24 protein-coding genes are annotated in these 24022 nt (G+C 53.1%); 18 read left to right on the top strand and 6 right to left on the bottom strand.

The window, feature by feature from the left end; translation table 11 throughout:
- Positions 1 to 4 precede the first annotated feature (4 nt).
- Positions 5 to 1105, top strand: coding sequence for an efflux RND transporter periplasmic adaptor subunit (locus tag NSU18_RS04535; protein ID WP_341021632.1), 1101 nt, complete (start codon positions 5 to 7; stop codon positions 1103 to 1105).
- A gap of 144 nt (positions 1106 to 1249) precedes the next feature.
- On the opposite strand, the gene nagZ is transcribed toward NSU18_RS04535, so the two are convergent.
- Positions 1250 to 2590, bottom strand: a complete 1341-nt coding sequence (gene nagZ / locus NSU18_RS04530; protein ID WP_341148357.1) for a beta-N-acetylhexosaminidase — start codon at positions 2588 to 2590, stop codon at positions 1250 to 1252.
- Between the two features lie 123 nt (positions 2591 to 2713).
- Here nagZ and NSU18_RS04525 point away from each other — a divergent pair, with 123 nt between their 5' ends.
- The 12 genes from NSU18_RS04525 (at position 2714) to NSU18_RS04470 (ending at position 14548) form a co-directional block, all read left to right on the top strand.
- Positions 2714 to 3217, top strand: a complete 504-nt coding sequence (locus tag NSU18_RS04525) for a ferritin (RefSeq protein WP_036694058.1) — start codon at positions 2714 to 2716, stop codon at positions 3215 to 3217.
- Positions 3218 to 3596: 379 nt separating this feature from the next.
- Positions 3597 to 4460, top strand: a complete 864-nt coding sequence (locus tag NSU18_RS04520; RefSeq protein ID WP_341021634.1) for a cation diffusion facilitator family transporter — start codon at positions 3597 to 3599, stop codon at positions 4458 to 4460.
- Between the two features lie 187 nt (positions 4461 to 4647).
- Positions 4648 to 5553, top strand: a complete 906-nt coding sequence (locus NSU18_RS04515) for an NUDIX hydrolase (protein ID WP_341021635.1) — start codon at positions 4648 to 4650, stop codon at positions 5551 to 5553.
- Between the two features lie 120 nt (positions 5554 to 5673).
- Positions 5674 to 6087: a bacteriohemerythrin gene (locus NSU18_RS04510; RefSeq protein ID WP_341021636.1), complete on the top strand. Its 414-nt coding sequence runs from the start codon at positions 5674 to 5676 to the stop codon at positions 6085 to 6087.
- A gap of 16 nt (positions 6088 to 6103) precedes the next feature.
- Positions 6104 to 6610, top strand: coding sequence for an HIT family protein (locus NSU18_RS04505; RefSeq protein WP_341021637.1), 507 nt, complete (start codon positions 6104 to 6106; stop codon positions 6608 to 6610).
- Positions 6611 to 7006: 396 nt separating this feature from the next.
- Positions 7007 to 8197, top strand: coding sequence for a metallophosphoesterase (locus NSU18_RS04500; protein WP_341023312.1), 1191 nt, complete (start codon positions 7007 to 7009; stop codon positions 8195 to 8197).
- 169 nt (positions 8198 to 8366) lie between these two features.
- Positions 8367 to 8819, top strand: a complete 453-nt coding sequence (locus NSU18_RS04495) for a MarR family winged helix-turn-helix transcriptional regulator (protein ID WP_341021638.1) — start codon at positions 8367 to 8369, stop codon at positions 8817 to 8819.
- 55 nt (positions 8820 to 8874) lie between these two features.
- Positions 8875 to 9690, top strand: a complete 816-nt coding sequence (locus NSU18_RS04490) for an SDR family oxidoreductase (RefSeq protein ID WP_341021639.1) — start codon at positions 8875 to 8877, stop codon at positions 9688 to 9690.
- A 718-nt stretch (positions 9691 to 10408) separates the two neighbouring features.
- Complete coding sequence (locus NSU18_RS04485; RefSeq protein WP_341021641.1) at positions 10409 to 11086, top strand: response regulator transcription factor; 678 nt, start codon at positions 10409 to 10411, stop codon at positions 11084 to 11086.
- Positions 11083 to 12474 (top strand): sensor histidine kinase, encoded by a 1392-nt coding sequence (locus NSU18_RS04480; protein WP_341148356.1) that lies wholly within the window; start codon positions 11083 to 11085, stop codon positions 12472 to 12474. Before NSU18_RS04485 ends, NSU18_RS04480 begins: the two co-directional genes overlap by 4 nt.
- Positions 12475 to 12749: 275 nt before the next feature.
- Positions 12750 to 13874, top strand: coding sequence for an ABC transporter permease (locus tag NSU18_RS04475; protein ID WP_341148355.1), 1125 nt, complete (start codon positions 12750 to 12752; stop codon positions 13872 to 13874).
- Positions 13871 to 14548 carry an ABC transporter ATP-binding protein gene (locus tag NSU18_RS04470; RefSeq protein ID WP_341021647.1) on the top strand — a complete coding sequence of 226 codons (678 nt, stop codon included), beginning with the start codon at positions 13871 to 13873 and terminating at the stop codon, positions 14546 to 14548. Before NSU18_RS04475 ends, NSU18_RS04470 begins: the two co-directional genes overlap by 4 nt.
- Positions 14549 to 14584: 36 nt before the next feature.
- On the opposite strand, the gene NSU18_RS04465 is transcribed toward NSU18_RS04470, so the two are convergent.
- From NSU18_RS04465 to NSU18_RS32350, 4 genes are all read right to left on the bottom strand, one after another.
- The gene (locus NSU18_RS04465) at positions 14585 to 14992 is read right to left on the bottom strand and encodes a hypothetical protein (RefSeq protein ID WP_341021649.1); all 408 of its coding nucleotides are present in this window, start codon (positions 14990 to 14992) and stop codon (positions 14585 to 14587) included.
- 135 nt (positions 14993 to 15127) lie between these two features.
- A complete protein-coding gene (locus NSU18_RS04460) occupies positions 15128 to 15982 on the bottom strand; it encodes an SDR family oxidoreductase (RefSeq protein WP_341021651.1) in 855 nt (284 codons plus the stop codon).
- A gap of 47 nt (positions 15983 to 16029) precedes the next feature.
- The gene (locus NSU18_RS32355) at positions 16030 to 16302 is read right to left on the bottom strand and encodes an FCD domain-containing protein (RefSeq protein ID WP_445321789.1); all 273 of its coding nucleotides are present in this window, start codon (positions 16300 to 16302) and stop codon (positions 16030 to 16032) included.
- Positions 16299 to 16727 carry a GntR family transcriptional regulator gene (locus NSU18_RS32350; protein WP_445321788.1) on the bottom strand — a complete coding sequence of 143 codons (429 nt, stop codon included), beginning with the start codon at positions 16725 to 16727 and terminating at the stop codon, positions 16299 to 16301. The genes NSU18_RS32355 and NSU18_RS32350 overlap by 4 nt, the downstream gene beginning before the upstream one ends.
- Positions 16728 to 16881: 154 nt before the next feature.
- On the opposite strand from NSU18_RS32350, the gene uxaC reads away from it, so the two are divergent.
- Complete coding sequence (uxaC, locus tag NSU18_RS04450) at positions 16882 to 18291, top strand: glucuronate isomerase (RefSeq protein ID WP_341021654.1); 1410 nt, start codon at positions 16882 to 16884, stop codon at positions 18289 to 18291.
- Positions 18292 to 18813: 522 nt separating this feature from the next.
- Here uxaC and NSU18_RS04445 read toward each other — a convergent pair.
- Complete coding sequence (locus NSU18_RS04445) at positions 18814 to 19647, bottom strand: AraC family transcriptional regulator (protein ID WP_341148354.1); 834 nt, start codon at positions 19645 to 19647, stop codon at positions 18814 to 18816.
- Between the two features lie 158 nt (positions 19648 to 19805).
- On the opposite strand from NSU18_RS04445, the gene NSU18_RS04440 reads away from it, so the two are divergent.
- From NSU18_RS04440 to NSU18_RS04425, 4 genes are read left to right on the top strand one after another with little or no spacing between them, the layout of a single operon-like run.
- A complete protein-coding gene (locus tag NSU18_RS04440; RefSeq protein WP_341021656.1) occupies positions 19806 to 20969 on the top strand; it encodes a Gfo/Idh/MocA family protein in 1164 nt (387 codons plus the stop codon).
- A 53-nt stretch (positions 20970 to 21022) separates the two neighbouring features.
- Positions 21023 to 21799, top strand: a complete 777-nt coding sequence (locus NSU18_RS04435) for a sugar phosphate isomerase/epimerase family protein (RefSeq protein WP_341021657.1) — start codon at positions 21023 to 21025, stop codon at positions 21797 to 21799.
- On the top strand, positions 21796 to 22884 hold the full coding sequence (locus NSU18_RS04430; RefSeq protein ID WP_341148353.1) for a Gfo/Idh/MocA family protein: 1089 nt from the start codon (positions 21796 to 21798) through the stop codon (positions 22882 to 22884). The genes NSU18_RS04435 and NSU18_RS04430 overlap by 4 nt, the downstream gene beginning before the upstream one ends.
- A 38-nt stretch (positions 22885 to 22922) precedes the next feature.
- Positions 22923 to 23939 (top strand): Gfo/Idh/MocA family protein, encoded by a 1017-nt coding sequence (locus tag NSU18_RS04425; RefSeq protein WP_341021660.1) that lies wholly within the window; start codon positions 22923 to 22925, stop codon positions 23937 to 23939.
- Positions 23940 to 24022: the final 83 nt, after the last annotated feature.

Below are 24022 nucleotides of genomic sequence, written 5' to 3'. Positions count from 1 at the left end.
AACGATGAAGAGGACTCTAAAGAAGAGCCTGAAATGGATTATAATCTTAGGTATTATCGGAACTGCGGGTTATTTCGGATATACCAAATTCTTCAAGGCTGATGAGACTGCGGATCTCCCGCCTGAACCGATGCAGGTAATTAGCTTCCCGGTAACAGAAGAGACGTTGACCAGCTCAGTGCAGATCAAGGGCAGATCGCAATACCAGCAGGAGACGCTGGTGTATGCCCCCTTTGCTTCCAAGGTCACTTCCTGGAAGGTGGAGAACGGGGCACAGGTGAAGAAGGGCCAGGTGCTCTTCACTCTGGATCAGAGCACACTCCGTAATGAGATTGCTACAGCGGAAGCGACTGCCCGTAAGGCGAAGCTGGAGGGGGAGCTGAACGCTTTTGTCAGCCAGCAGGAGGATGATTCCTCGGCCCCGGCCGGAACAGAAGCAGAACGGCTAAAAGCCTTGGCTGCCCAGGAAACCGCCCGTCTGAGCGATGAGCTGAACCAGGTGAATGCCGAGATTCAAGCCAAAGAGCTTGCGGAGAAGAAGGCGAAGCTGAACACTGCGGTATACCATGCACCGGAGAACGGGATCTTCCTCTTCGACAGCAGCACGGAGCGGCCGCAGACCGTCACCGACAATCAGTACATTGGTAAGATTGTGGACACGAACAAGGTAGAGTTCATTGCGCAGGTCGGGGAGCAGGACATCTTCCGCATCAAAAAGGGTATGAAGGTAAAGGTGAAGATGACCGCCGTAAAAGATCTGGTCCTGAACGGAGAGGTAACCGGAGTGGCCAAGTTCGCCACAACGACTACCGGACAGAACACAACCGGCCAGCTTCCGCAATTTGAGGTAGTCATCTCCATGCAGCCGGACGAGCATTTGATTGGCGGCCTTAGCCTGAGCGGAGACGTGGAGACCTCGCGCAAAGAGAAGGCGGTGGTTGTATCCAATATCGCCGTCATCCGCGAAGGGGATCTGGCCTTCGTGATGGTGGACAAAGGAAACGGCCAGTACGAACGCAAAGAGATCAAGACCGGAATGGAAACGACTGATAAAACTGAGGTGTTATCGGGACTGAAGGCAGGAGACACCGTGGTTCTGCAATAGTTAGAAGCAGTTGATAGCAGTTGAAAGCAGTTGAAAGCCCCAAGCCCGGGTGATTTCCGGGTCTGGGGCTTTTCTGCGGATTGTAGCCTGTGTGGAGGACAGTAGCAGGCTGGCCCCACTTATTGCTGAAAGCTTGGAGTATTTTTACTTTCGCATGAACGGCTTGCGCCAAGCCTGGATGTCACTGTTCAAGCCAGCAAGATCAGGCAAGGGCACCGCTTCGTCCGTTAACTGATACTTGGCCTTCAGCGCCAGAATACGATAGACACTCTCGTCAATCCGTGCTTCGGAGATGCTGCCGTTCTTGACACTGTCCAGCAGGGCGGCACGCACGGCTTGCTCGTTCTTGTATTCATGGGCGACCAGCAGGATATCGCTGCCGGCCAATACGGATTCTATTGCTGCAGCAGGGAGGCTGTAATTCTTAATGATCGCACCCATGGTCATGTCATCCGTAATGACTACTCCTTCGTATCCCATCTGTCCGCGCAGCTGCTGGCCGATAATCACTTGAGACAGCGACGCTGGCTTGTCCGGGTCGAGCTTCGGATATAGAATATGGGCCACCATTACAGCATCGGCCTTCTCCCGGATCGCTGCCTGGAATGGCTGCCATTCCAGTTCTGCCAGCTGGGTCTCTGTCTTGTTGATCACAGGCAGCTCCAGATGTGAATCCACCGAGGTATCGCCATGGCCTGGATAATGCTTGACCACGGGAATGACGCCTGCGTGCTCAAGCCCCTTCATCTCGGCAATGCCTAGCCGGGTGACAAGCTCTGCGCTGCGGCCGAAGGAACGGTCACCAATTACCGGATTATCCGGGTTGCTGTTGATATCGAGCACCGGCGCGAAGTCCATATTGAAGCCGGAGGATTTCACCGCCCGTCCGAGCAGCTCGCCCATCTTTCCGGCATCGTCGGCATCGTCTCCTCTGCCGACAGCTGCGTTCGAAGGGAAAGCGGCATAGTCATCAGGAAGACGGCTGACCTTGCCGCCTTCCTGATCGACACTCATGAACAGCGGCGCGGGATTCCCCGCATTGCTCTGCTTCAAGGCGTTGGTCAGCTGCACCAGCTCCTTCAGGCTGCCGACATTACCCGAATACAGAATGATTCCGCCCACCTTGTCTTCGGCAATCATCTTCCGCGCTTCAGCACCTGCTGATTTGCCTTGGACGCCGACCAGCAGCATCTGCCCGATCTTCTCCTCCAGGGTCATCCCGGCGAGCTTCCGGGAGACGGGGTCAGGAGTGGCCGAAGCCTCAGGTGACGGTGTCGCTTCTGCTTCGGTTGCCGCAGGTGTCTGTGCAGCAGCCGGAGAGGCAGACGCCGCTGCCGGGGCGGAGCCGGTACCGGTGCTGACCTGTGCGGAATTTCCATTCCCCTCACAGCCGCTTGCCAGAAGCAGGCAGGCGGAGGCGGCGAGCGGGAGGAGAGAGCGGCGGAGGGGACTATTGTTTATCTTTTGAAGGCTGAGCCATTTCATCAGGGGAATCTTCCTTTCGATTGCGGTTTGGCGGATAAGGATGATAGAATGAACAAGACATTACATATGAACTGCAGAACTGCTTCAAGCATTATCAATACTATAGGATGAGGTGACCTGTCAATGAAAGAGCAATTAATGAACACGCTTAATGAACAAATGAATTTCGAATTCTATTCTGCGCATGTCTATCTTGCGATGGCTGCGTATTGTTCCGGTGAGAGCCTGGACGGATTCGCCAATTTCTTTTTGGTGCAGGCTGAAGAAGAACGGTTCCATGCCATGAAGATCTACAAATTCCTGAATGACCGTGATTACCGGGCGACCCTTGCGGCGATGCCTGAACCGAACAATGAGTATAGCTCCATGCTGGATGCGTTCGAGCATGCCTTCGCGCATGAGCAGCAGAATACGAAGAAATTCTATCATCTGGCGGATCTCGCCCTGGATGAACGGGAGCATGCGACGATCTATTTCCTGAAATGGTTCATTGATGAGCAGGTGGAAGAAGAGGCGCTCTTCAGCAACATTATCGCCAAGCTCAAACGGATCGAAACCGACAGCAATGCCTTCTATATGCTGGATGCAGAATTTGCAGCACGTTCGTTCACTCCTCCAGCGGAGTAGTAGACAGCCAGTGTAACCAATCATGCGCAAGCTCAGCGGCATTCTCCTTTAAGAGGGGGAGCCGCTTTTTTTGTGCAAATAGATGAATTTATACGGTACCGTCCTTCAAAGGACGGCAATGCCGCTTCCACTTAGCCGGCTTAGGGTCACCGTATAGTTAGACTTCGTTTTGCGGGAAAAGTTACACGGCCTGTCAGCAGCAGAACAGCAGCGAAGTTGAACAAGGGCAAAGAATGTTGGGGGCCGCAACTTACTTCCGGGCTCCCAACTCTATTTAGCGGGGTTAACTCTTACGCTGTCCGGCAACACTGTTTCTCTAGACCCACCTGTAACTCAGCGTGTAGTATGGAACAATACTAATCTTTGGAGGTCCTTTTTCTTGGATAATTACAGCGATATCAAACAAAGTGAAAAAGGAGCATGGCTAAGTCTATTAGCATACATACTCTTATCTGCCGTCAAATTGTTCATAGGAACGGTGTCAGGCTCTCAGGCTCTTCTTGCGGACGGGCTGAATAACAGCACCGACATTATTGCTTCTCTGGCCATTCTGACCGGGCTTAGGATTTCCCGCAGACCCCCGGATTCCAACCATAGCTATGGTCATTTCAGAGCAGAGACAGTTGCCGCACTGGTCGCCTCTTTTATCATGATTGCTGTAGGCTTCCAAGTGCTCTATCAGGGTGTGAACAAATTCATTCAGCCTGTGCTGGAGACCCCTGATCTGATTGCCGCGTGGACGGCAGCTGCCTGTGCTGTGGTTATGATTGCAGTCTACCGCTACAACATCAGACTTGCCCGCAGCCTGAACAGCAATGCAATGCATGCAGTGGCGCAGGACAACCGTTCGGATGCGCTGGTCAGCTTGGGAGCCTTCGTTGGCATTATCGGCTCACAGTTCGGAATTCCCTGGTTAGATCCGCTTACTGCCACGATTGTCGGATTGCTGATCTGCAAGACGGCCTGGGATATTTTCCGCAAAGCTACACATGACCTCACCGACGGCTTCGATGCCGGTAAGCTGGAGATGATGAAGCAGACGGTAGCTGAGATTGAGGGTGTGGAGTCGATTAAGGATATCAAAGCCCGTATTCACGGCAATAATGTGCTGGTCGATACTACAGTGCTGGTGGATTCCAACCTGAATGTGGTGCAGAGTCACGATATTACGGAGGAGATCGAAGATCAGCTAAAGGACCGTCATCAGGTCTCTACCGTGCTCGTCCATATCGAACCGATGTGACCAACAAGTGCGCAATAAGAATAGGTTACATGAATTGCCTTGCTTTCGGGTGGGGCAATTTTTTTTATATGGGCAAAATAGTGCTTCTTCCCGGCAGACTTGCCCGCACTCCAGCAACATGTATATAATATCAATATGTTATTAACAACCGTAACTTATTAATTGATTCAAGACAAGGAGAATATCCATGCCAAATCAACCAGTCACCGACCCTAACGGCTTAAACGAGGAGCAATTCCTGAAAAATTATAATGCCGGCAACTACGAACGTCCGTCTGTCACCGTCGATATGCTGATCTTCACGGTAATGGAGCAGGAGCAGGATAACTACCGCAAGCTGGCGGAGAAGTCCTTACAGCTGCTGCTGATTCAGCGCGGGGAGCATCCTTTTCTGGGACAATGGGCTTTGCCCGGAGGGTTCGTAGGGATCAGTGAGAGCGTAGAGGAAGCAGCCCGCCGGGAGCTCTACAGCGAGACTAATATTGATAACATTTACATGGAGCAGCTATACACCTGGGGCGATGTGGATCGTGATCCGCGGATGAGGGTGATCAGCTGCTCCTACATGGCGCTCGTGGACCGAATGGCTCTGGACGTACAGGCAGGGGATGATGCAGCCGCAGCCGCCTGGTTCAACGTCTCGTACCACATATTGGAGACCCGCCGCGAGGTGCTGGAGCAGGACATCCGTCAGGAGACACTGGTGGAGATTATACTGGAGAATGAGCAGGAGAAGCTAAGCGGGGTGGTCAAGCTTACGGAGACTATTCAGGGGCATGTCCGCCAGGTCAGCCGTGAGATCGTGCGCAGCGCGGGGTTTTCTTTTGACCATCTGCTCATGGTGCAGTATGCCATTGAACGTCTGCGCGGCAAGGCGGAATATACGGATATTATCTTCAATCTCATGCCGCCGCTCTTCACCCTGTCCGAGCTGCAGCGGGTATATGAGATCATCCTTGGCAAGGAGCTGCTCGCTGCCGCCTTCCGCCGAAAAATCGCAGAGCGGGTCATTGAGACGGATCAGAGCACCCGGGATGCCGGACACCGTCCCTCGAAGCTGTACCGGTATAACCGGGAGTGGAATTTATTCTGAGACTGCCCTCCTGTCCGGTAATGCCGCCCTGTGATGTTCTTAATAGAACTTTCATAGGGAAAAGCAGACAATTAGTTATATTTTTACTATTGTGTTTATGGCAAAGGACAGGGTGAGCCTATGATTAGCTGGAAAGATTCGTATGATATCGGTGTAGAGAAGATTGACTGCCAGCACAGGCAGCTGCTTGTGAAGCTGAATGATTTTTTTGAAGCTTGCAGCAACCAGCAGGGCAAAGAAAAGATCGAAGAAACGCTGAAGTTCCTCAAGGACTATACCGTGGAGCATTTCGGCAGTGAAGAGCAGCTGATGAAGGATATCGACTTCCCGGAGCTGACGGAGCATCAGAAGACGCACGCAGAGTTCGTGCAGACAGTGTTGGAGCTGGAGGAGACGGTTAAGAGCAAAGGGGTATCCGTATTATCCACAATCAAGCTGAACCGCACGCTCACAGACTGGCTGATCAATCATATTCACAAATGCGACAAGCTAATCGGTGAATGCATCGCTGCCAAGGGGAACCGGGCGGTCTAAAGGGGAGAAGACCAAAGTGGATTGCCTCGGATGTAGAATTGCAAATGGAATAGAACCCGGCCTTAATATCGTCTATGCGAATGAATATATCACCTGTGTACTCGATATCGATCCCTTCAATGAAGGCCATACTCTGATTCTGCCGAAAAAGCACTATTGGGACGTCGATGAGATGGATGCGGAAACTGCTCATGCCGTTATGGACGCTTCACAGAAGCTCTCCGCGCTGTTCAAACGTCTATATCAGCCGGACGGGATTAGAATCATTGCCGATGGCGGTAAATTCAACGATCTGACCCACTACCACATGCATGTGCTTCCCAGATACGAGGGGGATGGCCTACTGTGGGGAGAACCGCTGCATCCGGACGGAGCCGGGGGACGGCTGGGCGAAACCAGACTGAGAATGGTAGAAGCGCTGATAGAGAAAGAGCCGATGCTGAAAAAAGCCATGGACACGCTGGAGTTCCTGAGCCAGGACGCTGCAAGTAATGAGGCTAGTTCAACAAGCAGTAAGGTTTGAAACTGCGTTCGATGTGAATATTCAGGGATTAGTGTATTTGATACAACTAAAAACAGTGAAACGGAAGGCAATTCCCTTCTAACTGTAGTCTGTACAACTAAATCTGCCCGGATGGGTGAAGCTCCTGATAAATAGGCATTTTAATTGCACGAAATACAGCTAAACAGAGATTTGGTGGCAAATCGGGCGATATAGTTGTACAAATTGCAGTTATGCATTCCTGATTTAAGTATTCATCAACGGCAGCCGCAGGGCTGTCTTTCTTTTTTCCAAGGGGAAGCACTCAGGTTTATCACAGGTCGGCGGCACAGTTTATACCTGGTGAATACTTTGTGTTATGATTTGAAGTGGATAAGATAGAAACTTACTTTAAGGGAGTGGGATGAATTGAAAAACATGCGGATGCTGGCCGGGGCTGCGGTCATGGTGCTGGTGCTTGGACTGGTGAATGTCTACATTGGATGGCATCTGTCCGTATTGCTCCAGGCATGGCTGCCGGGGATAAATACTGCTGCGTATTGGACTGTCTTTCTTGTCATTTCCTTCTCTTATATGATTGGACGGGTGCCGCTGCCGCAGGCGCTCAGACCGGTAGGCAGGTTGTTCAAGGTGATCGGCTCATATTATCTGGCTTGTATGGAGTTCGCCGTGATCATGCTGCCGCTGACCGATCTGCTCTATGGTGTGCTGGCGCTCGCAGGCGCGAATCTGTCCGCATTCGTGACTGAAGCCGGGACTACAGTGCTGGTATTGCTCGCCGTCTTCCTGATCTGGGGATCGCGCAATGCCTGGAGTACTGTGGTGCGGACCCACCGGCTTAAGGTGGACAAATCCATCGGAACCAGCGTTCCACTGACGGTAGCTGTAGCCTCCGACCTCCATCTGGGCAACATTGTCGGCAACCGCCATCTGCGCAGAATGGTCAGGGAGATGAACGCGATGAACCCGGATATCATTCTGCTGGCCGGAGATGTGCTGGATGACAGCATTGAGCCTTTTCTCCGCAATGGAATGGAGCAGCAGCTGAAGCAGCTGAAGGCACGTTATGGGGTCTACGCTGTGCTGGGCAATCACGAATACTACGGCGGATCGATTGCGCAGTATACGGAGGTTATGCGGAGTGTCGGCATTCAGGTGCTACAGGATGAAGTGGTAGAGACTTCGGGAGTCTACGTGGCCGGGCGCAAAGACAAGACTGCTGAAGCTATGGAGACAGGTGGACGGCTAAGCGTGGAAGACCTACTTACGGGACTTGACCGCAGCAAGCCGATCCTGATGATGGATCATCAGCCGACAGGCTTCGGCATCGCTTCTGAGGCTGGAGTGGATGTGCTGCTGTCGGGTCATACCCACCGGGGGCAGATTGCACCGAATCACTGGATTACCCGGCGCCTGTTCGAACTGGATTGGGGTTATCTGCTCAAAAACAAGCTGCATGTCATCGTCTCGTCCGGCTACGGAACCTGGGGACCGCCGATCCGGCTGGCCAGCCGCTCGGAGCTGATTAAGCTGGAGCTAGTGCTGGATGGCAGCATGAGCTATGGTGAAGACAAGGTCTCTCCTACGGCTAAGCCTATTTTAATTTAACGGAAACCCGCATGCGGCGTATCGAACCCTCTGCCTTCCTTAAGAAGGATAGGGGGTTTTGTTTCGTTACGGAGGAGCTGTGCGTTTTCTTTTGACAATCCTGACAGGATCAGATAATCTATCTGTAAATATAGTTAAGCCATTAACTAAATGGAGCTGAAATTAACAAATGGATGATTTACAAAAGGTTGTGCTTGAGCTGCCGCTGGAAAATAGGGTCTTCTTCGCCTTGGTGGGAGCGACAGCCGGCACGGTGGCCGTCTCCGAGAAATACTGGCAGGCGCAGGGGCTGAACGGGGCAAGAATTCGCGTTCTGGTTGAGATTGCGAAGCACGGGGGATCGATCCTTCCCTCACTGCTTGCTGAGCGAATCGCGGTAACCAAAGCCAATATCAGCCTGCTGCTGACTCCGCTGGAGAAGGATGGCTATATTACGCGGGCGGCTCATGCACAGGATGGCCGTAAGACCGTCATTTCGCTGACCGAAGCAGGTAAGCGACTGCTGATGGAACAGCTGCCGGGGAACCGGGAAGCGGTTGCGGCGGTAATGAAGCGGCTAGATGAGCCGGAGCTGCACCTGCTGCTGGAGCTGCTGAATAAGCTGGGCCGGGAACAAGGCTAGCAGAACTGGCAATTATTCGTTACCCGAACCCGATAAGATTGAGGAGGAATTACTTATGAAAATCATGATTACAGGGGCCACTGGTCAGCTGGGACGTCTGATTATTGAACAGTTAAGTCAGCGCCTGCCGGCCCGGCAGATCGTTGCCGGGGTCCGCAGGATGGAGCAAGCGCCTCTTTTCTTGGAGCCGGAAATAGAAGTCCGCAAGGTGGATTACGACCTGCCGGAAACACTGGATGAAGCCTTCCACGGAATTTCCCGGCTGCTGCTGATTTCCAGTTCGCATACAGACGACGATGTACGTCTCGCCCAGCATAAGCGTGTTATTGATGCAGCGAAGCGAGGCGGGGTCCGGCATCTGCTTTATACGGGTTTTGCTTTTCCGCAGCACAGTACGGATCGGAGTACGCCAGGGAATGTGCATACTCTGACGGAGCAGGCAATCATAGAGTCCGGTATGGGCTATACTTTTTTGCGTAACGGATTGTATATGGATTTCGTAGGAGTACTTGGCCTGAAGGAGGCTATCTCCACTGGACAGCTGGCAACAGCGCCGGGAGACTGGAGGTTCAATTCGGTAACACGCGCAGACCTGGCTCTGGCTACGGCTGCTGTGCTTGGCAGTGGAGAGTCCGGCAATCAGGTGTATGAGCTGGCTGCTTCCCGAACCTGGGATTTCGCAGTTCTGGCTGAAGTGTTGACTGCGGTTGCCGGGAAGCCTGTTGTACATGTTCAGGACGCGAGTGTACAGCACTGGATCTATACTTGGCTCCGCAAGCTGGATACGGCTTCCACCTCCGGGGATTTGGAGCGGCTTATGGGCAGACCGGCCACCCCGCTGAGGGACAGTATTTTGTATTTTATAGTGTAGAACGTAGTGGGCTAACACAGCATCAGATTAAAAAGGATGGATAAGCTTGTTAAACCCTATCCACCCCAAATCTAACGGACCAGCGAGATCTTATCCCCGCGAAAACGCCACTTTTTGCAGCGTAACGGACTCAGTGGACCTTAGAGTCTCTCTATGAGACGTTTCGGAGCTGAAGTGCAAAGGATAAAGCCTGTGGAGTCCGTTACTCGCCCAATTGGCGACGTTCTTCCCAAAGAAGAGCACCTCAGTCCGTTACGCCAAGCCAAACGCCCCTGAAGAACAACGCCCACTAACGAGCCAGCGCCTCATTCCCGCAGCAGTTATACAGATGCTGTAGGCGCTGGAACGATAGCAACTGTAGTTTGTACAATAGAATACGTAAAAAAAGGCTTCGAATTACAATCTATTGTATTCCGTACAATGGAATGTTGAAAAAAGGCCATTTTTCACCCAAAACACAACATTAGACTGTATGAAATACAATAGAATCTCATTTTTCGGTCAGTAATGCGTTTTCTATTGCAGGAAATACAATTACCTACTTAAAGTCGGTAAAGGGTGCGGTATCAGCCAAATATTAACTCGATGTTCATTCTTACCGTTTTAAAGCTGATTATGTACTAGTAGAGCTCGTTGGGGTGGAGTCCTATTGTCTTAAGTAACGTTTGTTGCTAGTATGATGACATTAATCAGGCAAGCCGGAGGGAGCGTATGTAAGTTGAAAAAGATACTGGTAGCCGACGACGATGTTCATATCCGAACGCTGCTGCGGCATGTTCTTACGAGAGAGGGATACCAAGCAATCGAAGCCGGAGACGGGCTGGAAGCGGCGGCACGGATGAAGGAGCAGACGGTCGATCTGGCGGTGGTGGATGTGATGATGCCGCATATGGACGGATTGGAGCTGTGTGCATACATAAGGGAGAACTATGATATTCCCGTCATTCTGCTGACGGCCCGTCAGCAGCTTAGCGATAAGGAGCAGGGGTATCTGCACGGCACGGATGATTATGTGACAAAGCCTTTTGAGCCGGAGGAGCTGCTCTTTCGCATTAAGGCCTTGTTCCGCCGTTATTCCATCGCCTCAGATGACCGGATTCGCCTGAATTCGCTTGTGATAGACCGTAAGAATTACGAGATCAGTGACGGAAATGAGGTGCTGCTGCTGCCGGTAAAGGAGTTCGAGCTGCTGGCCCAGCTGGCCCAATATCCTGGACGCCTGTTCACGCGCGGTGAGCTGATTGAGCTGGTCTGGGGGGCAGACTATGAAGGGGACGAGAGGACGGTGGATGTGCATATCAAGCGTCTGCGGCAGCGGTTCAGCGAATATCAGAATGATTTTACCATCCGCACGGTTCGGGGAATTGGCTACAAAGTGGACATGGTGAACTCATGAGATCGCTCTATGTAAGGATGAGTATCATCTTCTGCTCGGTGATTATGATCAGCAGCGTGCTGGGATTTCTGGTCTCTAACCTGTATTACCAGTCCCAAGTCAAGCCGAAAAATGATGCTAAGCTGACCCGTATGGCCATAGGTTTGCAGCAGTTCATCGAGGATCACCCGGATGCGGTGGAAGAATATCTCCTGAGTACAGCATCCCTGGGGTATAAGATGTATCTGGTCAACGCAGACGGGGAAGAACGCTTCTACGGCCTGCCTTTCCGCAAAAATGACCTCAAGGAGGAGGCGCTGCGCAGTGTGCTGGCCGGCGAGATCTACCATGGGGTGGGGAATTTCCCCGGCCAGCTGTTCGTGACCGGCTTTTTTGATAACCAGCTCAGCAATTCCATTGGGGTGCCGGTCCATATTAACGGGGAGACCTATGCCTTGTTCATGCGTCCGGATGCCCAGGTGCAGTTCGGGGAGCTGCGGATCTTTTTTGTCGTGATTATCGGGGTCATTATTCTGCTAAGCCTGTGGTTCATGCTGATTACTGTATTTCATGTGGTGCGACCGATCACCCGGCTGACCGAGGCCACGCTTCTAATCTCCAAGGGGCGCTACGACATCAAGCTCTACACCGCACGCCGCGACGAGATTGGCCAGCTGGCTTCCCACTTCATGACGATGAGCCGCGAGCTGGAGCGCACGAACCGGGCAAGACAGGAGTTTGTCGCTAATGTCTCGCATGAGATCGAGTCGCCGCTAACCTCTATTCAGGGCTTCGCCCATGCGCTCCAGGACGGTACTCTGCCGGAAGCCCAGCGTCTGGAGTATCTGTCCATTATCGGGGATGAGAGCCGGCGGTTGTCCATGCTCAGCACGCAGCTGCTCACCTTGTCCTCACTGGATTATGACGAGCATGCTCTGCAGAAAAGAAGCTTCGATCTGCGCGCCCAGCTGCGGCAGGTGATTCAGATAATGGAGTGGCATCTTACGGAGAAGGAGCTGGCGGTACGGCTGCATGCAGAAGACATCACGCTTACGGGCGATTCCAATCTGCTCTATCAGGTGTGGATGAATCTGGTGACGAATGCGATCAAATACACTCCTACAGGCGGGACCCTCAGCATTGCAGCACAAGTGGAGGGCCAGCAATGTATTGTAACAGTGACCGACAACGGTGCGGGCATTCCGGCAGAGCAGCTGCCGATGATCTTCGACCGGTTCTACAAGGTGGATCAGTCGCGATCCCGTGAGCCGGGTAGCAGCGGGCTGGGGCTGGCCATTGCCCAAAAGATCGTCCAGGCGCATGGCGGAACCATCGAGGTGACGAGCACAGTAGGGGAAGGAACTACGTTCACTGTTTCTCTGCCCCGCTACCCTAACGATATAGATTGATTAGTCATTCATAAAATAGATGAAAGCAACGGAGGGGAATTTGGAACTGTAGGAGCTAAGCGTACGCCTTTGTTACCGGATTTCTACCGCGAAGAGCGGTAGAAATCAAGAAATCTGGGAACAACAGCGGCCGGAAGTCCAATATTCACCGCAGTTGCGCCTGCCATCTGTTTTGGAAGCGGCTATGTTCAATCTATATAGTGTAATTCTTTATTCATACTCCGTTCATCTTCACTCTATAAACTGTGATTATACAGATTAGAAGGAGTGGTACTATGTTCTTGGCAATTCGGGAGATGAGGCACTCCAAAGCGCGTTACGGCCTCATTATGGTAATTATGCTGCTGGTTTCGTTCCTGGTGCTGTTCGTCACCGGACTGGCCAGAGGTCTGGCTTATGCCAACATTTCAGCGCTGAAAAATATGCCCGCTAATTATTTTGCCGTGCAGAGCGACGCGGATCATACCTTCAGGCGTTCACAGTTAACAGATACGGAGCTTGCGGCTACCCGGTCGTTAGCCGGAGAGGCGAACGCGACTCCGCTGGGGGTACAGACCAGTACAATTACAGCGGCCGGTGCGGATGTGAAGGCAGATATTACGTTTTTTGCCGTAGATATGACGGGGATGCTGGCTCCTGATGTAACGGAAGGTGCCGGATTCACCAATGAGGTTCAAGGGAGCGCGGTTGCAGACTCCAAGCTGGAACAGTCCGGCGTTACCATTGGCAGTACGATCCGTGATCAGGCCTCCGGCATGAGCTGGACGGTTACCGGCTTCGTGAAGGACAGCTCCTACAGCCATACGCCGGTGGTGTATATCAATCAGCTGGACTGGCAGGCGATGAAGCAAGGAGCGGTTAAGGAAGGCGACAGCTCAGGCAATACCAATGCCCCGTACAATGTGATCGCGCTGGATGTAACGGTGGCTCAAGCTGCACAGATTGCAGATCAGCAGCAGTCTATAGAGGTAATTACGCAAAAACAGGCAATCTCCAGTGTTCCCGGTTACTCCGCCGAACAGAATTCGCTGCTGATGATGATTGTGTTCCTGTTCGTGATTGCTGCAGTAGTTCTTGCTGTATTCTTCTATGTCATTACGATCCAGAAGACCAGCCAATTCGGTATCCTGAAGGCAATGGGGACCAAGATGTCCTATCTGGCCTGGAGTGTAGTCGGTCAAGTCATGCTGCTGTCTGTCATCAGTCTGGCGCTGGGCATTCTGCTTACGCTTGGGATGAATATGGGCCTGCCCGACACGATGCCGTTTGAGCTGGACGGACAGACGATGGCAATGACCAGTCTGCTGTTCGTAGGGATGTCCCTGCTGGGCTCGTTAATTTCGGTAGCAAGAGTAGCCAAAGTGGATGCTTTGGAAGCGATAGGGAGGACTGGAGCATGAGTGCGAAATTAGTGATGAAGCAGGTAAGCAAGACTTACGGGGATGGGGAGGGGGCGATGACTGTTCTGAACCATCTGGACCTTACGGTGAACGAGGGCGAATTCATAGCAGTACTGGGGCCATCCGGCTCCGGGAAAAGCACATTTCTCTCCGCAGCCGGTGCGCTGCTCACGCCTACCAGCGGAGAGATTCTGCTCGACGGCGAATCGCTTCGTGACAAGGACAAGGGGGCACTAACGGAGCTGAGGCTGAAAAAAATCGGCTTCATGTTCCAAAATGCGCAGCTGCTGCCGTTCCTGAAGGTAGAGGAGCAGCTGCTCTATGTCGCGAAGCTGGCTAAGCTCAGCCAGAAGGAAGCGAAGGTGCGCGCCGCCTATCTGCTGAAGCGTCTGGAGATCTGGGAACGCCGCAACCATTACCCCGAACAGCTGTCGGGGGGCGAGAAGCAGCGGGTGGCGATTGCCCGGGCATGGATGAACAAGCCGGCCATTCTGTTCGCGGATGAACCTACAGCCAGCCTGGATTACAGCCGCGGCCGGGAAGTGGTACGAATGATCGCCGAGGAGGTGCGGAGCGAAGGCAAGGCCGCCGTAATGGTGACTCATGACGAACGGATGCTGGACTGGTGCGACCGGGTGCTGCATCTGGCGGATGGAGTGCTGGTTGAAGCTTAGGGGACGGGATGATCCTGCCTTGCGGGTGAAGGATGTTTAGCATCCTAAGCCCCACAAGCCTGGCATAATCACCTTCGTGGTACTAATTGTATTCGTTTCCACATACATCCGGTCTATATGGCTGCTTGCGAGCACAATGTACTTGGTCCGCAAGGCACCATCCGGCGCAATGTAATCGGTTTTTCGATTACATTTGTTCCGCACACCACCATCCGGCGTAATGTAATCGGTTTTTCGATTACATTTGGTCCGCACACCACCATCCGGCGTAATGTAATCGGTTTTTCGATTACATTTGGTCCGCACACCACCATCCGGCGCAATGTAATCGGTTTTTCGATTACATTTGGTCCGCACACCACCATCCGGCGTAATATAATCGGTTTTTCGATTACATTTGTTCCACACGCCGCCGCCACGCCCAATGTATTCGGTTTTCCACATACATTCGGCTCATATTGCTTCTCGGTACCTATTCTATTCGATTTTCCACATACATCCGCCTTGTCACTTCGCAGCTGAACAAAAACCTGGACCTGTTTTCTGAGGTCCAGGTTTTTTATTATTGATATCTCAGGCTCACACGCCCGAGTAGGCCATAAACCCGCCGTCTACGGGGATGGTCACCCCGGTCACGAACCCGGACATGCACTCATCGGCCAGCCAGAGCAGGGTGCCGAGCAGATCCTCCGGTGTGCCGAAGCGGCGCATCGGGGTCTGGGAGATGATTTTGAGCGAACGGTCGGTTAATTCACCCTTCGGGTCCTTCAGCAGCTGTTCATTCTGGGCAGTGACGAAGAAGCCGGGAGCGATGGCGTTCACCCGTATGCCAGATTCTGCCAGATGAACCGCAAGCCACTGCGTGAAGTTGTTGATGCCTGCCTTAGCCGCGCTGTAAGCCGGAACCTTGGTGAGTGGTGAAGCGGCGCTCATGGAGGAGATATTAATCACCGCAGCTCCGGGGCGTCCGAGCATCTGCTTGGCGAAGATTTGGGTTGGAATTAATGTTCCGGTCAGATTGAGGTCGAGGACCGTGCGGAAGCCGTTCACGGACAGATCGAAGAAGGAGACAATATCGGGGTTCTCTAAATCTCCCGGCTCCAAGGTCTCCTTGGTGGTAATCGCCGAAGGCTGATTCCCCCCGGCTCCATTGATCAACAAGTCGCAGGGACCCCACTGCTTGCAGATCTCATCCGCTGCCTGCCGGACACTGCCGGCATCCATAACATCGCAGGCCAAGGCCAGGGACTGGCCGCCGCCGGAAGTGATCTGTGCAGCCAGAGCCGCTCCCTTGGCCTCGGTACGGTTCAGGATGGCGACCTTCATGCCTTGGCGGGCTAGCTCCAGCGCCATGGCGCTGCAGAGCGCTCCCGCTCCTCCGGTAATTACGGCGGTCTTGCCTGCCAGCGCAGGCTGTAATGCCAACTCGGTCATAGTGATCCAACCCTTCTTGGTGAAAGTATGATTAGTGTCAGGTTCTGTCAGTCTGCGGATCTTTGCTTATAATACTGCGGATATTTCTCCATCAGCATCTCCTGGTCGGCGATTGTCAAGGCCATATGCTCCTGCATAATCTGATCCCCTTGCTGAATATTATGCAGCTCAATAGCTTCATATAGACTATAATGCTGCCGGTACAGATGCTCCCAGTTGTGATCTGCCGTGAGCTTGAGCATCCGGCTGCGGTTCAGGTGAACCTTGATCTGCTGGATGACCTCCCAGGTGTTCTTTTTATTGCAGCCCGTGAAAATCACATGATGGAAGGGAACTCTTCGTCCAGCATGAACATTTCTTTATAGTCCTGGTCCTCTATGCAGAGCTTCTGCTTGTCCAGATTGGCCTTCAGATCAATAAGATTCCTGGCCTGGAAGGTGCTGCACGCTTCCCGGATGACCGCCCGCTCCAGATGCTCGCGCATGAAGCGGGCTTCTTCCACGAGTTCGGAATCAATCAGGGAGACCACCGTCCCCCGCTGGGGATATACGGCAAGCAGGCCCTCCTGGGCCAGACGGACGAAGGCCTCCCGGACCGGGGTGCGGCTGACGTTGAATTTCAGCGAAATCTCTTTCTCCGAAATGCCGGTTCCGGGCGGCAGCTCCAGCAGCAGAATCTGATGCTTCAGTGAACGATACACGATGTCCCTTGTGGAGAGCGCTTGTGTACCTATAGTGTATTCCATCGTGTAACCCTCCTGCTATAGTTATTGTAAGCACTACCATACTACCATACAAGTATGGTAGTATGGTAGTGCTTACGGGCAGAAACGTCTGCCGTTCGTTTCAAGACGGTATCCGTAGCCCGCCAATATCATAGACGAGAGGCAGGAGAACAATATGAGTACCTCATCTTTTATTCATGACGACTGGCTGCTGTTAAGTTCAAGTGCACAGAGACTGTATCACGATTATGCCGCCGCAATGCCGATTTACGATTTCCACAGTCATCTGAATCCGCAGGAGATCAGCAGTAACCGCAGGTTCCGCAATATCGCTGATCTCGCCTTATCCGGGGACCATTACAAGTGGCGGGCGCTTCGCTGGCTGGGTGTCGACGAACAGCTAATTACCGGGAATGCGCCGGACAAAGACAAATTCATGGTCTGGGCGCGCTCCCTGCCGGAGATGGTGGGCAATCCGCTCTACCACTGGACTCATCTGGAGTTGAAGCGCTACTTCGGGATCGACGAGCTGCTCTCCGGGGAGACAGCAGAGAGTGTGTGGGAACGCTGCAATGAGCAGCTCCAGGGAGATGATCTGACTACGCAGGGCATTCTCAAAAAGCTCAATGTCAATGTGGTCTGCACAACGGATGATCCAATTGATTCACTGGAGCATCACATTCAGCTTAAGAAGGATAGCGCACTTCAGACGGTAGTTGCCCCCACCTTCAGACCGGACCGGGTGCTGAACATCCGTGATGAAGGCTTCACCGGATATGTGGGCCTGCTTGGTGAAGCGAGCGGTCTTGAAATCCACGATTACGCTGGGTTCCTCCAAGCTGTGACGGCGCGGATCGATTATTTCCATGAGCATGGCTGCCGGCTGTCGGATCAGGCCTTCGGCGAGCTGCCACATGCCCAGTCCACAGAGCATGAAGCGGCCTACATATTCTCCCGGGCCTTCAAGGGGGAAGAGATCAGCCCGCAGGAGGAACAGAAGTTCCAGAGCCATACGCTGATCAAATTAGGCAGACTCTATCATGAGCGGGGCTGGAGCATGCAGCTGCATATCGGAGCGCTGCGCAACAACAACGCACGGATGTTCAGTACCCTCGGCAAGGACAGCGGCTTCGATTCAATTCTGGATTTCAATATGGCACGAAGCCTCAACGCGCTGTTGAATGAGCTGGATGCCAGCGGACAGCTGCCGAAGACCATCGTCTACACGCTGAACCCTTCGCAATATGAGATGATCGCCACCGCGATCGGCAACTTTCAGGGGGCCGGCATCAAGGGCAAGGTGCAGATGGGCTCCGGCTGGTGGTTCCATGATCAGAAGGAGGGGATGCTGCAGCAGTTGAAGGCGCTCGCAAGCATCGGCCTGATCAGTCCTTTTGTCGGCATGCTGACGGACTCCCGAAGCTTCCTCTCCTTCACGCGTCATGAATACTTCCGGCGCATTCTCTGCAACCTGTTCGGAACGTGGATGGAAGAGGGAGACCTGCCGAGAGATTATGCCTTGATCGGCCGGACAATTGAGAATATATGCTACAACAATGCGGATGCGTATTTCGGGATCAAATAGAGATCGGGAGTGCACCATAGCATCCGTTGTTTGAAAAAGCATAAAAAAATCAGCAGGTCTCCTAGAGAGGCGTGCTGATTTTTTTATTGTTCAGAAACTATGTCTTTCAAGGCACAACACCAGCATAAAAATGAGCAGCGTACCTAAAAAAGAACGTCGTCTGTCCATTTGATTAACATATTATTACAGAGAGCAAACGCGATTAGACCGGGTGGGTAGCGTAGTCCAAATGTAATCGAAAAACCGATCACAATTGGACTGGGGGCGCTGCGTAAGCCAAATGTAATCGAAAAACTGATTACAATTGGACTGGGAACGCTGCGTAAGCCAAATGTAATCGAAAAACCGATCACAATTGGACTGGGAACGCTGCGTAAGCCAAATGTAATCGAAAAACCGATTACAATTGGCCTTTACAGCGAATATGGACCAATGTATGTGAAAAAGAACATACATTGTGTTCGCGTGAAGGTAAGCTTTTTCACTCGCAGGGTGATTACGTTCTGATACTTCCGGTACATTCTACCTCGTGCTGCTCCGGTAAGCAGAAGGGGAGACGCCGGTCGACTTCTTGAACACCTTGGAAAAATGGGCCAGCTCCATGCCGACCTGCTCGGCAATACTTGAGATGCTGAAATCGCTATAGGAGAGCTGTCTCTTAGCCAGCTCCATCCGTTTCAGCTGGACATACTGCATCGGCGGAACACCGATGAATTTCTTGAAGTAGGGAATGAAATAGTTCGGATGCAGATGGACCCGTTCTGCCAGCTCCTCCACCGTCAGCGCCCGCATGAGCCGTTGATCGATGTAGCCCAGCACATTTGCCAGCTTCCCCTGGTCGCTTGTATGCGTCAGATCGTCAAGGAAATTACTGTATCCTCCAGATTCCAGACAGAGCGACAGCAGCGTAAGCAGTGCAGCCTGCGTCCGCAGGGTGGCGAGGAAGCCGGTATCCTGGAACCATTCTATCATCTCCGCGAACATCGTCCGGCTGGCCTCCGGGTCAGGCACATCACAGATGTAGAGCTTATTCGCAGAATGAAACAGCGGCCATTCTCCGATCTGTGCATCGAAGTGGCAATAGTAGCGCGTATAAGGATCATCACGTGAAGTATCTGTAGTCTGGGTGGAACCGGCAGGCATAATCATCAGCTGTCCGGGTCTCGGGTAGTAGTCCACTCCATTGATAATCACCTTGCCTTCGCCGGAATCAATATAATAGAGCCGGTTGAAGGCAGGGGTCTCATTCGTCCGGTTCCATCCCGGATATCTGCTGGTTAATTGGGCATGGGTAACGGTAACCGTCAGGTTGTGCAGCAGACGCCCGGTCAAATTGCCATTTCCAATCATATTCATCTCTGAGCTCCTCCATTAAGGACATAAATCTATTATAACGCTTTCATTTATCTATTACATCTTATTTATATACAAATAAACCTTAATTACAGTCATGTTCACCGTCGGCAAATAGGGTTATCCTCATATCATAAACTGTTTCAGGAAGGGACTGGGAGATGGATAAGGTACGATATGGAATTATCGGAGTAGGCAATATGGGACGCGCTCATGCCCAAAGTCTGCTGAGTGATATTAAAGGGGCTGAGCTTACAGCGGTATGCGACAGCAGCCCTGAGCGGCTGGATTGGGCAGAGGAGCATTTGCCGGACAGCGTGCAGCGCTTTTTGTCGCCGGAGGAGCTGTTCAAGTCTGGTGCTATTGATGCTGTATTGATCGCTACCCCCCATTATGATCATCCGCCGCTGGCGATTGAAGCGCTGGGCTACGGGCTGCATGTTCTGATTGAGAAGCCTGCCGGTGTCTATACCAAAGCCGTCCAGGAGATGAATGACGCCGCAGCGAAATCTGACCGCAAGTTCGGCATTATGTATAACCAGCGGACGAACCCGCTTTATCAGAAGCTGAGAGACTTGATCCGCTCCGGGGAGCTGGGAGAGATCCGGCGCACGAACTGGATTATCACCAATTGGTACCGCTCTCAGAGTTACTATGATTCTGGCGGCTGGCGGGCGACCTGGGGCGGGGAAGGCGGCGGGGTGCTGCTGAACCAGGACCCGCATCAGCTTGACCTCTGGCAGTGGACTACCGGGATGATGCCTAAGCGGGTACGCGCTTTTTGCCAGTTCGGGAAATACCGGAATATTGAGGTTGAGGATGATGTGACTGCCTATGTGGAATATGAGAACGGCGCAACCGGGCTGTTCATCACCACTACAGGGGAAGCGCCGGGGACGAACCGGTTCGAGATTACAGGCGACAACGGTAAAATCGTCATTGAAGACGGCAAGCTCACCTTCTTCCGCCTTCGCACCCCGGAGCCGAAGTTCAATGCGGAATTCACCGGAGGCTTCGGTGCACCGGAGTGCTGGAAATGCGAGATTCCGGTGGCACCCGGAGACGGGGATCAGCACAAGGGCATCATGCGTAACTTCACCAATGCGATTCTGCACGATGAGCCGCTGCTGGCCCCGGGGGAAGAGGGCATTCATGGCCTTACCCTGTCCAATGCCATGTATCTGTCCGCGTGGACCGATAACTGGGTAGACCTGCCGATCAACAGTGAGCTGTTCTATGAGAAGCTGATGGAGCAGGTTGAGAAGTCTACTTTTCACAAAGCGCCTGTCAGCCAGAAAGCCCTGGATGTATCGGGCACCCACTAGGCCAACCTTACTCTCTTACGCAACTCAAACTTAACTAGGAGTGGATGAATACAATGAATCGTTCAACGATTGCCGCCCAAATGTATACTCTGCGTGAATATACCCAGACGCCGGAGGCCTTGCGGGAGAGCCTGCGGAAGGTGAGCAGCATCGGGTACCAGGCTGTCCAGATCTCCGGCATCGGTCCGATGGACCCTAAGCTGGTGAAGGAATATGCAGATGAATTCAATCTGAAAATATGTGCGACACACGTTCCCTGGGACAGGCTGGTGAATGATTTGGATGCACTCGCCGCCGAACATAAGCTATGGGGCTGCAAATACATCGGTCTTGGCTCACTGCCTGCGGAATATCAGACCAGCCAGGAGGGCTACCGCACCTTCGCCAAGCTGGCCTCCGGCATTGCACGTACGCTTAAGGAAGAGCATGGCCTGCAATTTGTGTATCATAATCATGATTTTGAATTTGAACGTTTTGACGGTCTGACGGGCATGGATGTGCTGCTGCAGGACAGTGATCCGGAGGTCTTCGGCTTCGAGCTGGATCTGTACTGGGTGCAGGCCGGGGGCGGAGATCCCGTAGAGTGGATTCACAAGGTGAAAGGCAGAATGCAGGCTGTACACTTCAAGGATATGACTATTCTGAACCGCAAGGCAGTGTTCGCTGAGATCGGTGAAGGCAACATGAACTATGGAGCGATTATTGAGGCCTGCCGTAAGACGGGTGTGGAATGGCATATCGTGGAGCAGGATGTGTGCCAGCGTGATCCGTTTGAGAGCCTGGAGATCAGCCTCCGGCATCTGCATTCCAGATTGGAGGTGCAGGCATGAGCCGCAAGGATGGAATGATGTATGCTCCGGTACATGAGGCGAAGCCTGTGGTGGGACCGGGTGAATTCGTGATTGCCGCGCTGGCGCTGGATCATGGGCATATCTATGGGATGTGCAACGGGCTGGTAGAAGCGGGAGCCGAGCTGAAGTGGGTATACGATTCTGACCCCGAGAAGGTAAAAGCGTTCCAGAACAAGTATCCCGGCGTCAGAGCCGCACGCTCTGCTGAAGAGATTCTTGAAGATCCTGAGGTCCGGCTCGTTGCAGCGGCGGCCGTTCCTTCGGAGCGAGGTCCGCTCGGTCTGCGGGTGATGGCACACGGGAAGGATTATTTCACGGACAAATCTCCGTTCACTTCGCTGGAGCAGCTTGCGGCAGCACGCCTTCAGGCAGAGAAGACGGGGCGGAAATACATGACGTACTACAGTGAGAGACTGCATGTAGAGAGCGCTGTCTATGCCGGTCAGCTGGTGCAGCAGGGGGCGATTGGCCGTGTGCTTCAGGTGATGGGGCTGGGGCCGCACCGGTTAAATGCATCAAGCCGGCCGGAATGGTTCTTCCAGCGTGACAAATACGGCGGCATTCTCTGTGACATCGGCAGCCACCAGATTGAACAATTTCTCTTCTACGCGGGCTGCCGGGATGCGAAGGTGCTGCACAGCAAGGTCGCCAACTATAACAATCCGTCTTACCCTGAGCTGGAGGATTACGGGGATGCTACACTGGTTGGGGACAACGGGGCTACACAGTATTTTCGCGTTGACTGGTTCACTCCGTCAGGACTCGGAACCTGGGGCGACGGCCGGACGATCATTCTCGGTACGGAAGGCTATATTGAACTGCGCAAATACAGCGATATCGGCCGCTCCAGCACACCGGACCATGTCTACTGGGTAGACGGCGAGGGAGAGCATTATGAGCATGTGGCCGGGAAGATCGGCTTCCCGTTCTTCGGTGAGCTGATTCTGGACTGCCTGGAACGGACGGAGAAGGCGATGACCCAGGAGCATGCGTTCAAGGCGGCTGAGCTGTGTCTGGAAGCGCAGCGGCAAGCGGTGAATCTGACCCCGGATACGCTTAAATAGGTGCAGGACAGCTAGCAGAAGATCGGAAGGTGGTTAAGATGAATACTAATGGAGCAGCGATTATCGGCTGCGGGGCGATTGCCCCGCTGCACGCCAGAGCCATTGCTTCCATCGACAATGCGCGGCTGGTAGCCGTAGTGGACAGTGACCCTGTTCAGGCAGCACAGTCTGCTCAGGATTACGAATGTGAAGGCCTGACAGATTACAGGGAGCTGCTGGAGCGAGCAGATATCAGCATCGTCCATCTGTGCACGCCGCATCATCTGCATGCCGGAATGGCGGTGGAGCTGCTGAAGGCCGGCAAGCATGTGTTAACCGAGAAGCCCATGGCGCTGGATGTGCCTTCAGCCCGCATGATGCAGGAGGCGGCGGAGCATTCTGCGGGACAACTGGGTGTAGTATTCCAGAACCGCTATAATGAACCTTCGGTGCGGATCAGACAAGTGATTGATTCCGGCAGCCTGGGCAATCTCCTCTGCATGAAGGGCCTGGTGACCTGGACCCGGACTGAGGAGTACTACACGAACAGTCCCTGGAGAGGCCGTTGGACTACGGAAGGCGGAGGGGTATTGATCAATCAGGCTATCCATACCCTGGATCTGCTGCAATGGTTCGGCGGTGACATTGATTCCGTGAAAGGCAGTGTCAGTACTGATGTACTGAACGATGTCATTGAGGTCGAAGACAGCGCGCATGCCTGTATCGGCTTCAAGAACAAAGTGCGCGGACTCTTCTACGGAACCAATGCGTATCAGGCTAATTCACCGGTAGAGCTGGAGCTGGTCTTCGAGCAAGGGACTTTGCAGCAGCGCCGGGACAGCCTCTATCTGTGGAAAAATGGTCAGGAGACGCTGCTCTATGAGCCGCAGAGCATCAGCAGCGGAGGGAAATCCTACTGGGGCAGCGGGCATTCCAGGTTAATTCATGACTTCTACGCCCATATCCGTGAAGGCCGCAGGTTCTGGATTGACGGTGCTGAAGGCATCAAAGCGCTCACGCTGATTGCAGAGATCTATAAGTCCTCGGGGAGCCGGAATCTGGTCCCGCAGGTCTAGTATTCATCAATCGGCCGGTGCCGGAATAGAGGCTGTCTCTTAGGCAAAGCTTTGCTTAAGGGATAGCCCTATTTGTGTTAGCT

Origin of the sequence: Paenibacillus sp. FSL H8-0048 (assembly GCF_038002825.1) — a bacterium.
Classification (GTDB): domain Bacteria; phylum Bacillota; class Bacilli; order Paenibacillales; family Paenibacillaceae; genus Paenibacillus_AQ.
The sequence above is the reverse complement of the archived record's forward strand: the minus strand, read 5'-3'. Positions and strand labels throughout refer to the sequence as shown.

Excerpts from the sequence above, each read along its gene's own strand:
- NSU18_RS04480 (WP_341148356.1), top strand. The coding sequence starts at position 11,083 with ATGAGATCGCTCTATGTAAGGATGAGTATCATCTTCTGCTCGGTGATT.
- NSU18_RS04510 (WP_341021636.1), top strand. The coding sequence starts at position 5,674 with ATGATTAGCTGGAAAGATTCGTATGATATCGGTGTAGAGAAGATTGAC.
- nagZ (WP_341148357.1), bottom strand. The coding sequence starts at position 2,590 with ATGAAATGGCTCAGCCTTCAAAAGATAAACAATAGTCCCCTCCGCCGC.
- NSU18_RS04465 (WP_341021649.1), bottom strand. The coding sequence starts at position 14,992 with ATGTGGAAAACCGAATACATTGGGCGTGGCGGCGGCGTGTGGAACAAA.
- NSU18_RS04470 (WP_341021647.1), top strand. The coding sequence starts at position 13,871 with ATGAGTGCGAAATTAGTGATGAAGCAGGTAAGCAAGACTTACGGGGAT.
- NSU18_RS04460 (WP_341021651.1), bottom strand. The coding sequence starts at position 15,982 with ATGACCGAGTTGGCATTACAGCCTGCGCTGGCAGGCAAGACCGCCGTA.
- NSU18_RS04500 (WP_341023312.1), top strand. The coding sequence starts at position 7,007 with ATGCGGATGCTGGCCGGGGCTGCGGTCATGGTGCTGGTGCTTGGACTG.
- NSU18_RS32350 (WP_445321788.1), bottom strand. The coding sequence starts at position 16,727 with ATGGAATACACTATAGGTACACAAGCGCTCTCCACAAGGGACATCGTG.
- NSU18_RS04425 (WP_341021660.1), top strand. The coding sequence starts at position 22,923 with ATGAATACTAATGGAGCAGCGATTATCGGCTGCGGGGCGATTGCCCCG.
- NSU18_RS04525 (WP_036694058.1), top strand. The coding sequence starts at position 2,714 with ATGAAAGAGCAATTAATGAACACGCTTAATGAACAAATGAATTTCGAA.
- NSU18_RS04535 (WP_341021632.1), top strand. The coding sequence starts at position 5 with ATGAAGAGGACTCTAAAGAAGAGCCTGAAATGGATTATAATCTTAGGT.
- NSU18_RS04515 (WP_341021635.1), top strand. The coding sequence starts at position 4,648 with ATGCCAAATCAACCAGTCACCGACCCTAACGGCTTAAACGAGGAGCAA.
- NSU18_RS04490 (WP_341021639.1), top strand. The coding sequence starts at position 8,875 with ATGAAAATCATGATTACAGGGGCCACTGGTCAGCTGGGACGTCTGATT.
- uxaC (WP_341021654.1), top strand. The coding sequence starts at position 16,882 with ATGAGTACCTCATCTTTTATTCATGACGACTGGCTGCTGTTAAGTTCA.
- NSU18_RS04440 (WP_341021656.1), top strand. The coding sequence starts at position 19,806 with ATGGATAAGGTACGATATGGAATTATCGGAGTAGGCAATATGGGACGC.
- NSU18_RS04475 (WP_341148355.1), top strand. The coding sequence starts at position 12,750 with ATGTTCTTGGCAATTCGGGAGATGAGGCACTCCAAAGCGCGTTACGGC.
- NSU18_RS04445 (WP_341148354.1), bottom strand. The coding sequence starts at position 19,647 with ATGAATATGATTGGAAATGGCAATTTGACCGGGCGTCTGCTGCACAAC.
- NSU18_RS04435 (WP_341021657.1), top strand. The coding sequence starts at position 21,023 with ATGAATCGTTCAACGATTGCCGCCCAAATGTATACTCTGCGTGAATAT.
- NSU18_RS04430 (WP_341148353.1), top strand. The coding sequence starts at position 21,796 with ATGAGCCGCAAGGATGGAATGATGTATGCTCCGGTACATGAGGCGAAG.
- NSU18_RS04495 (WP_341021638.1), top strand. The coding sequence starts at position 8,367 with ATGGATGATTTACAAAAGGTTGTGCTTGAGCTGCCGCTGGAAAATAGG.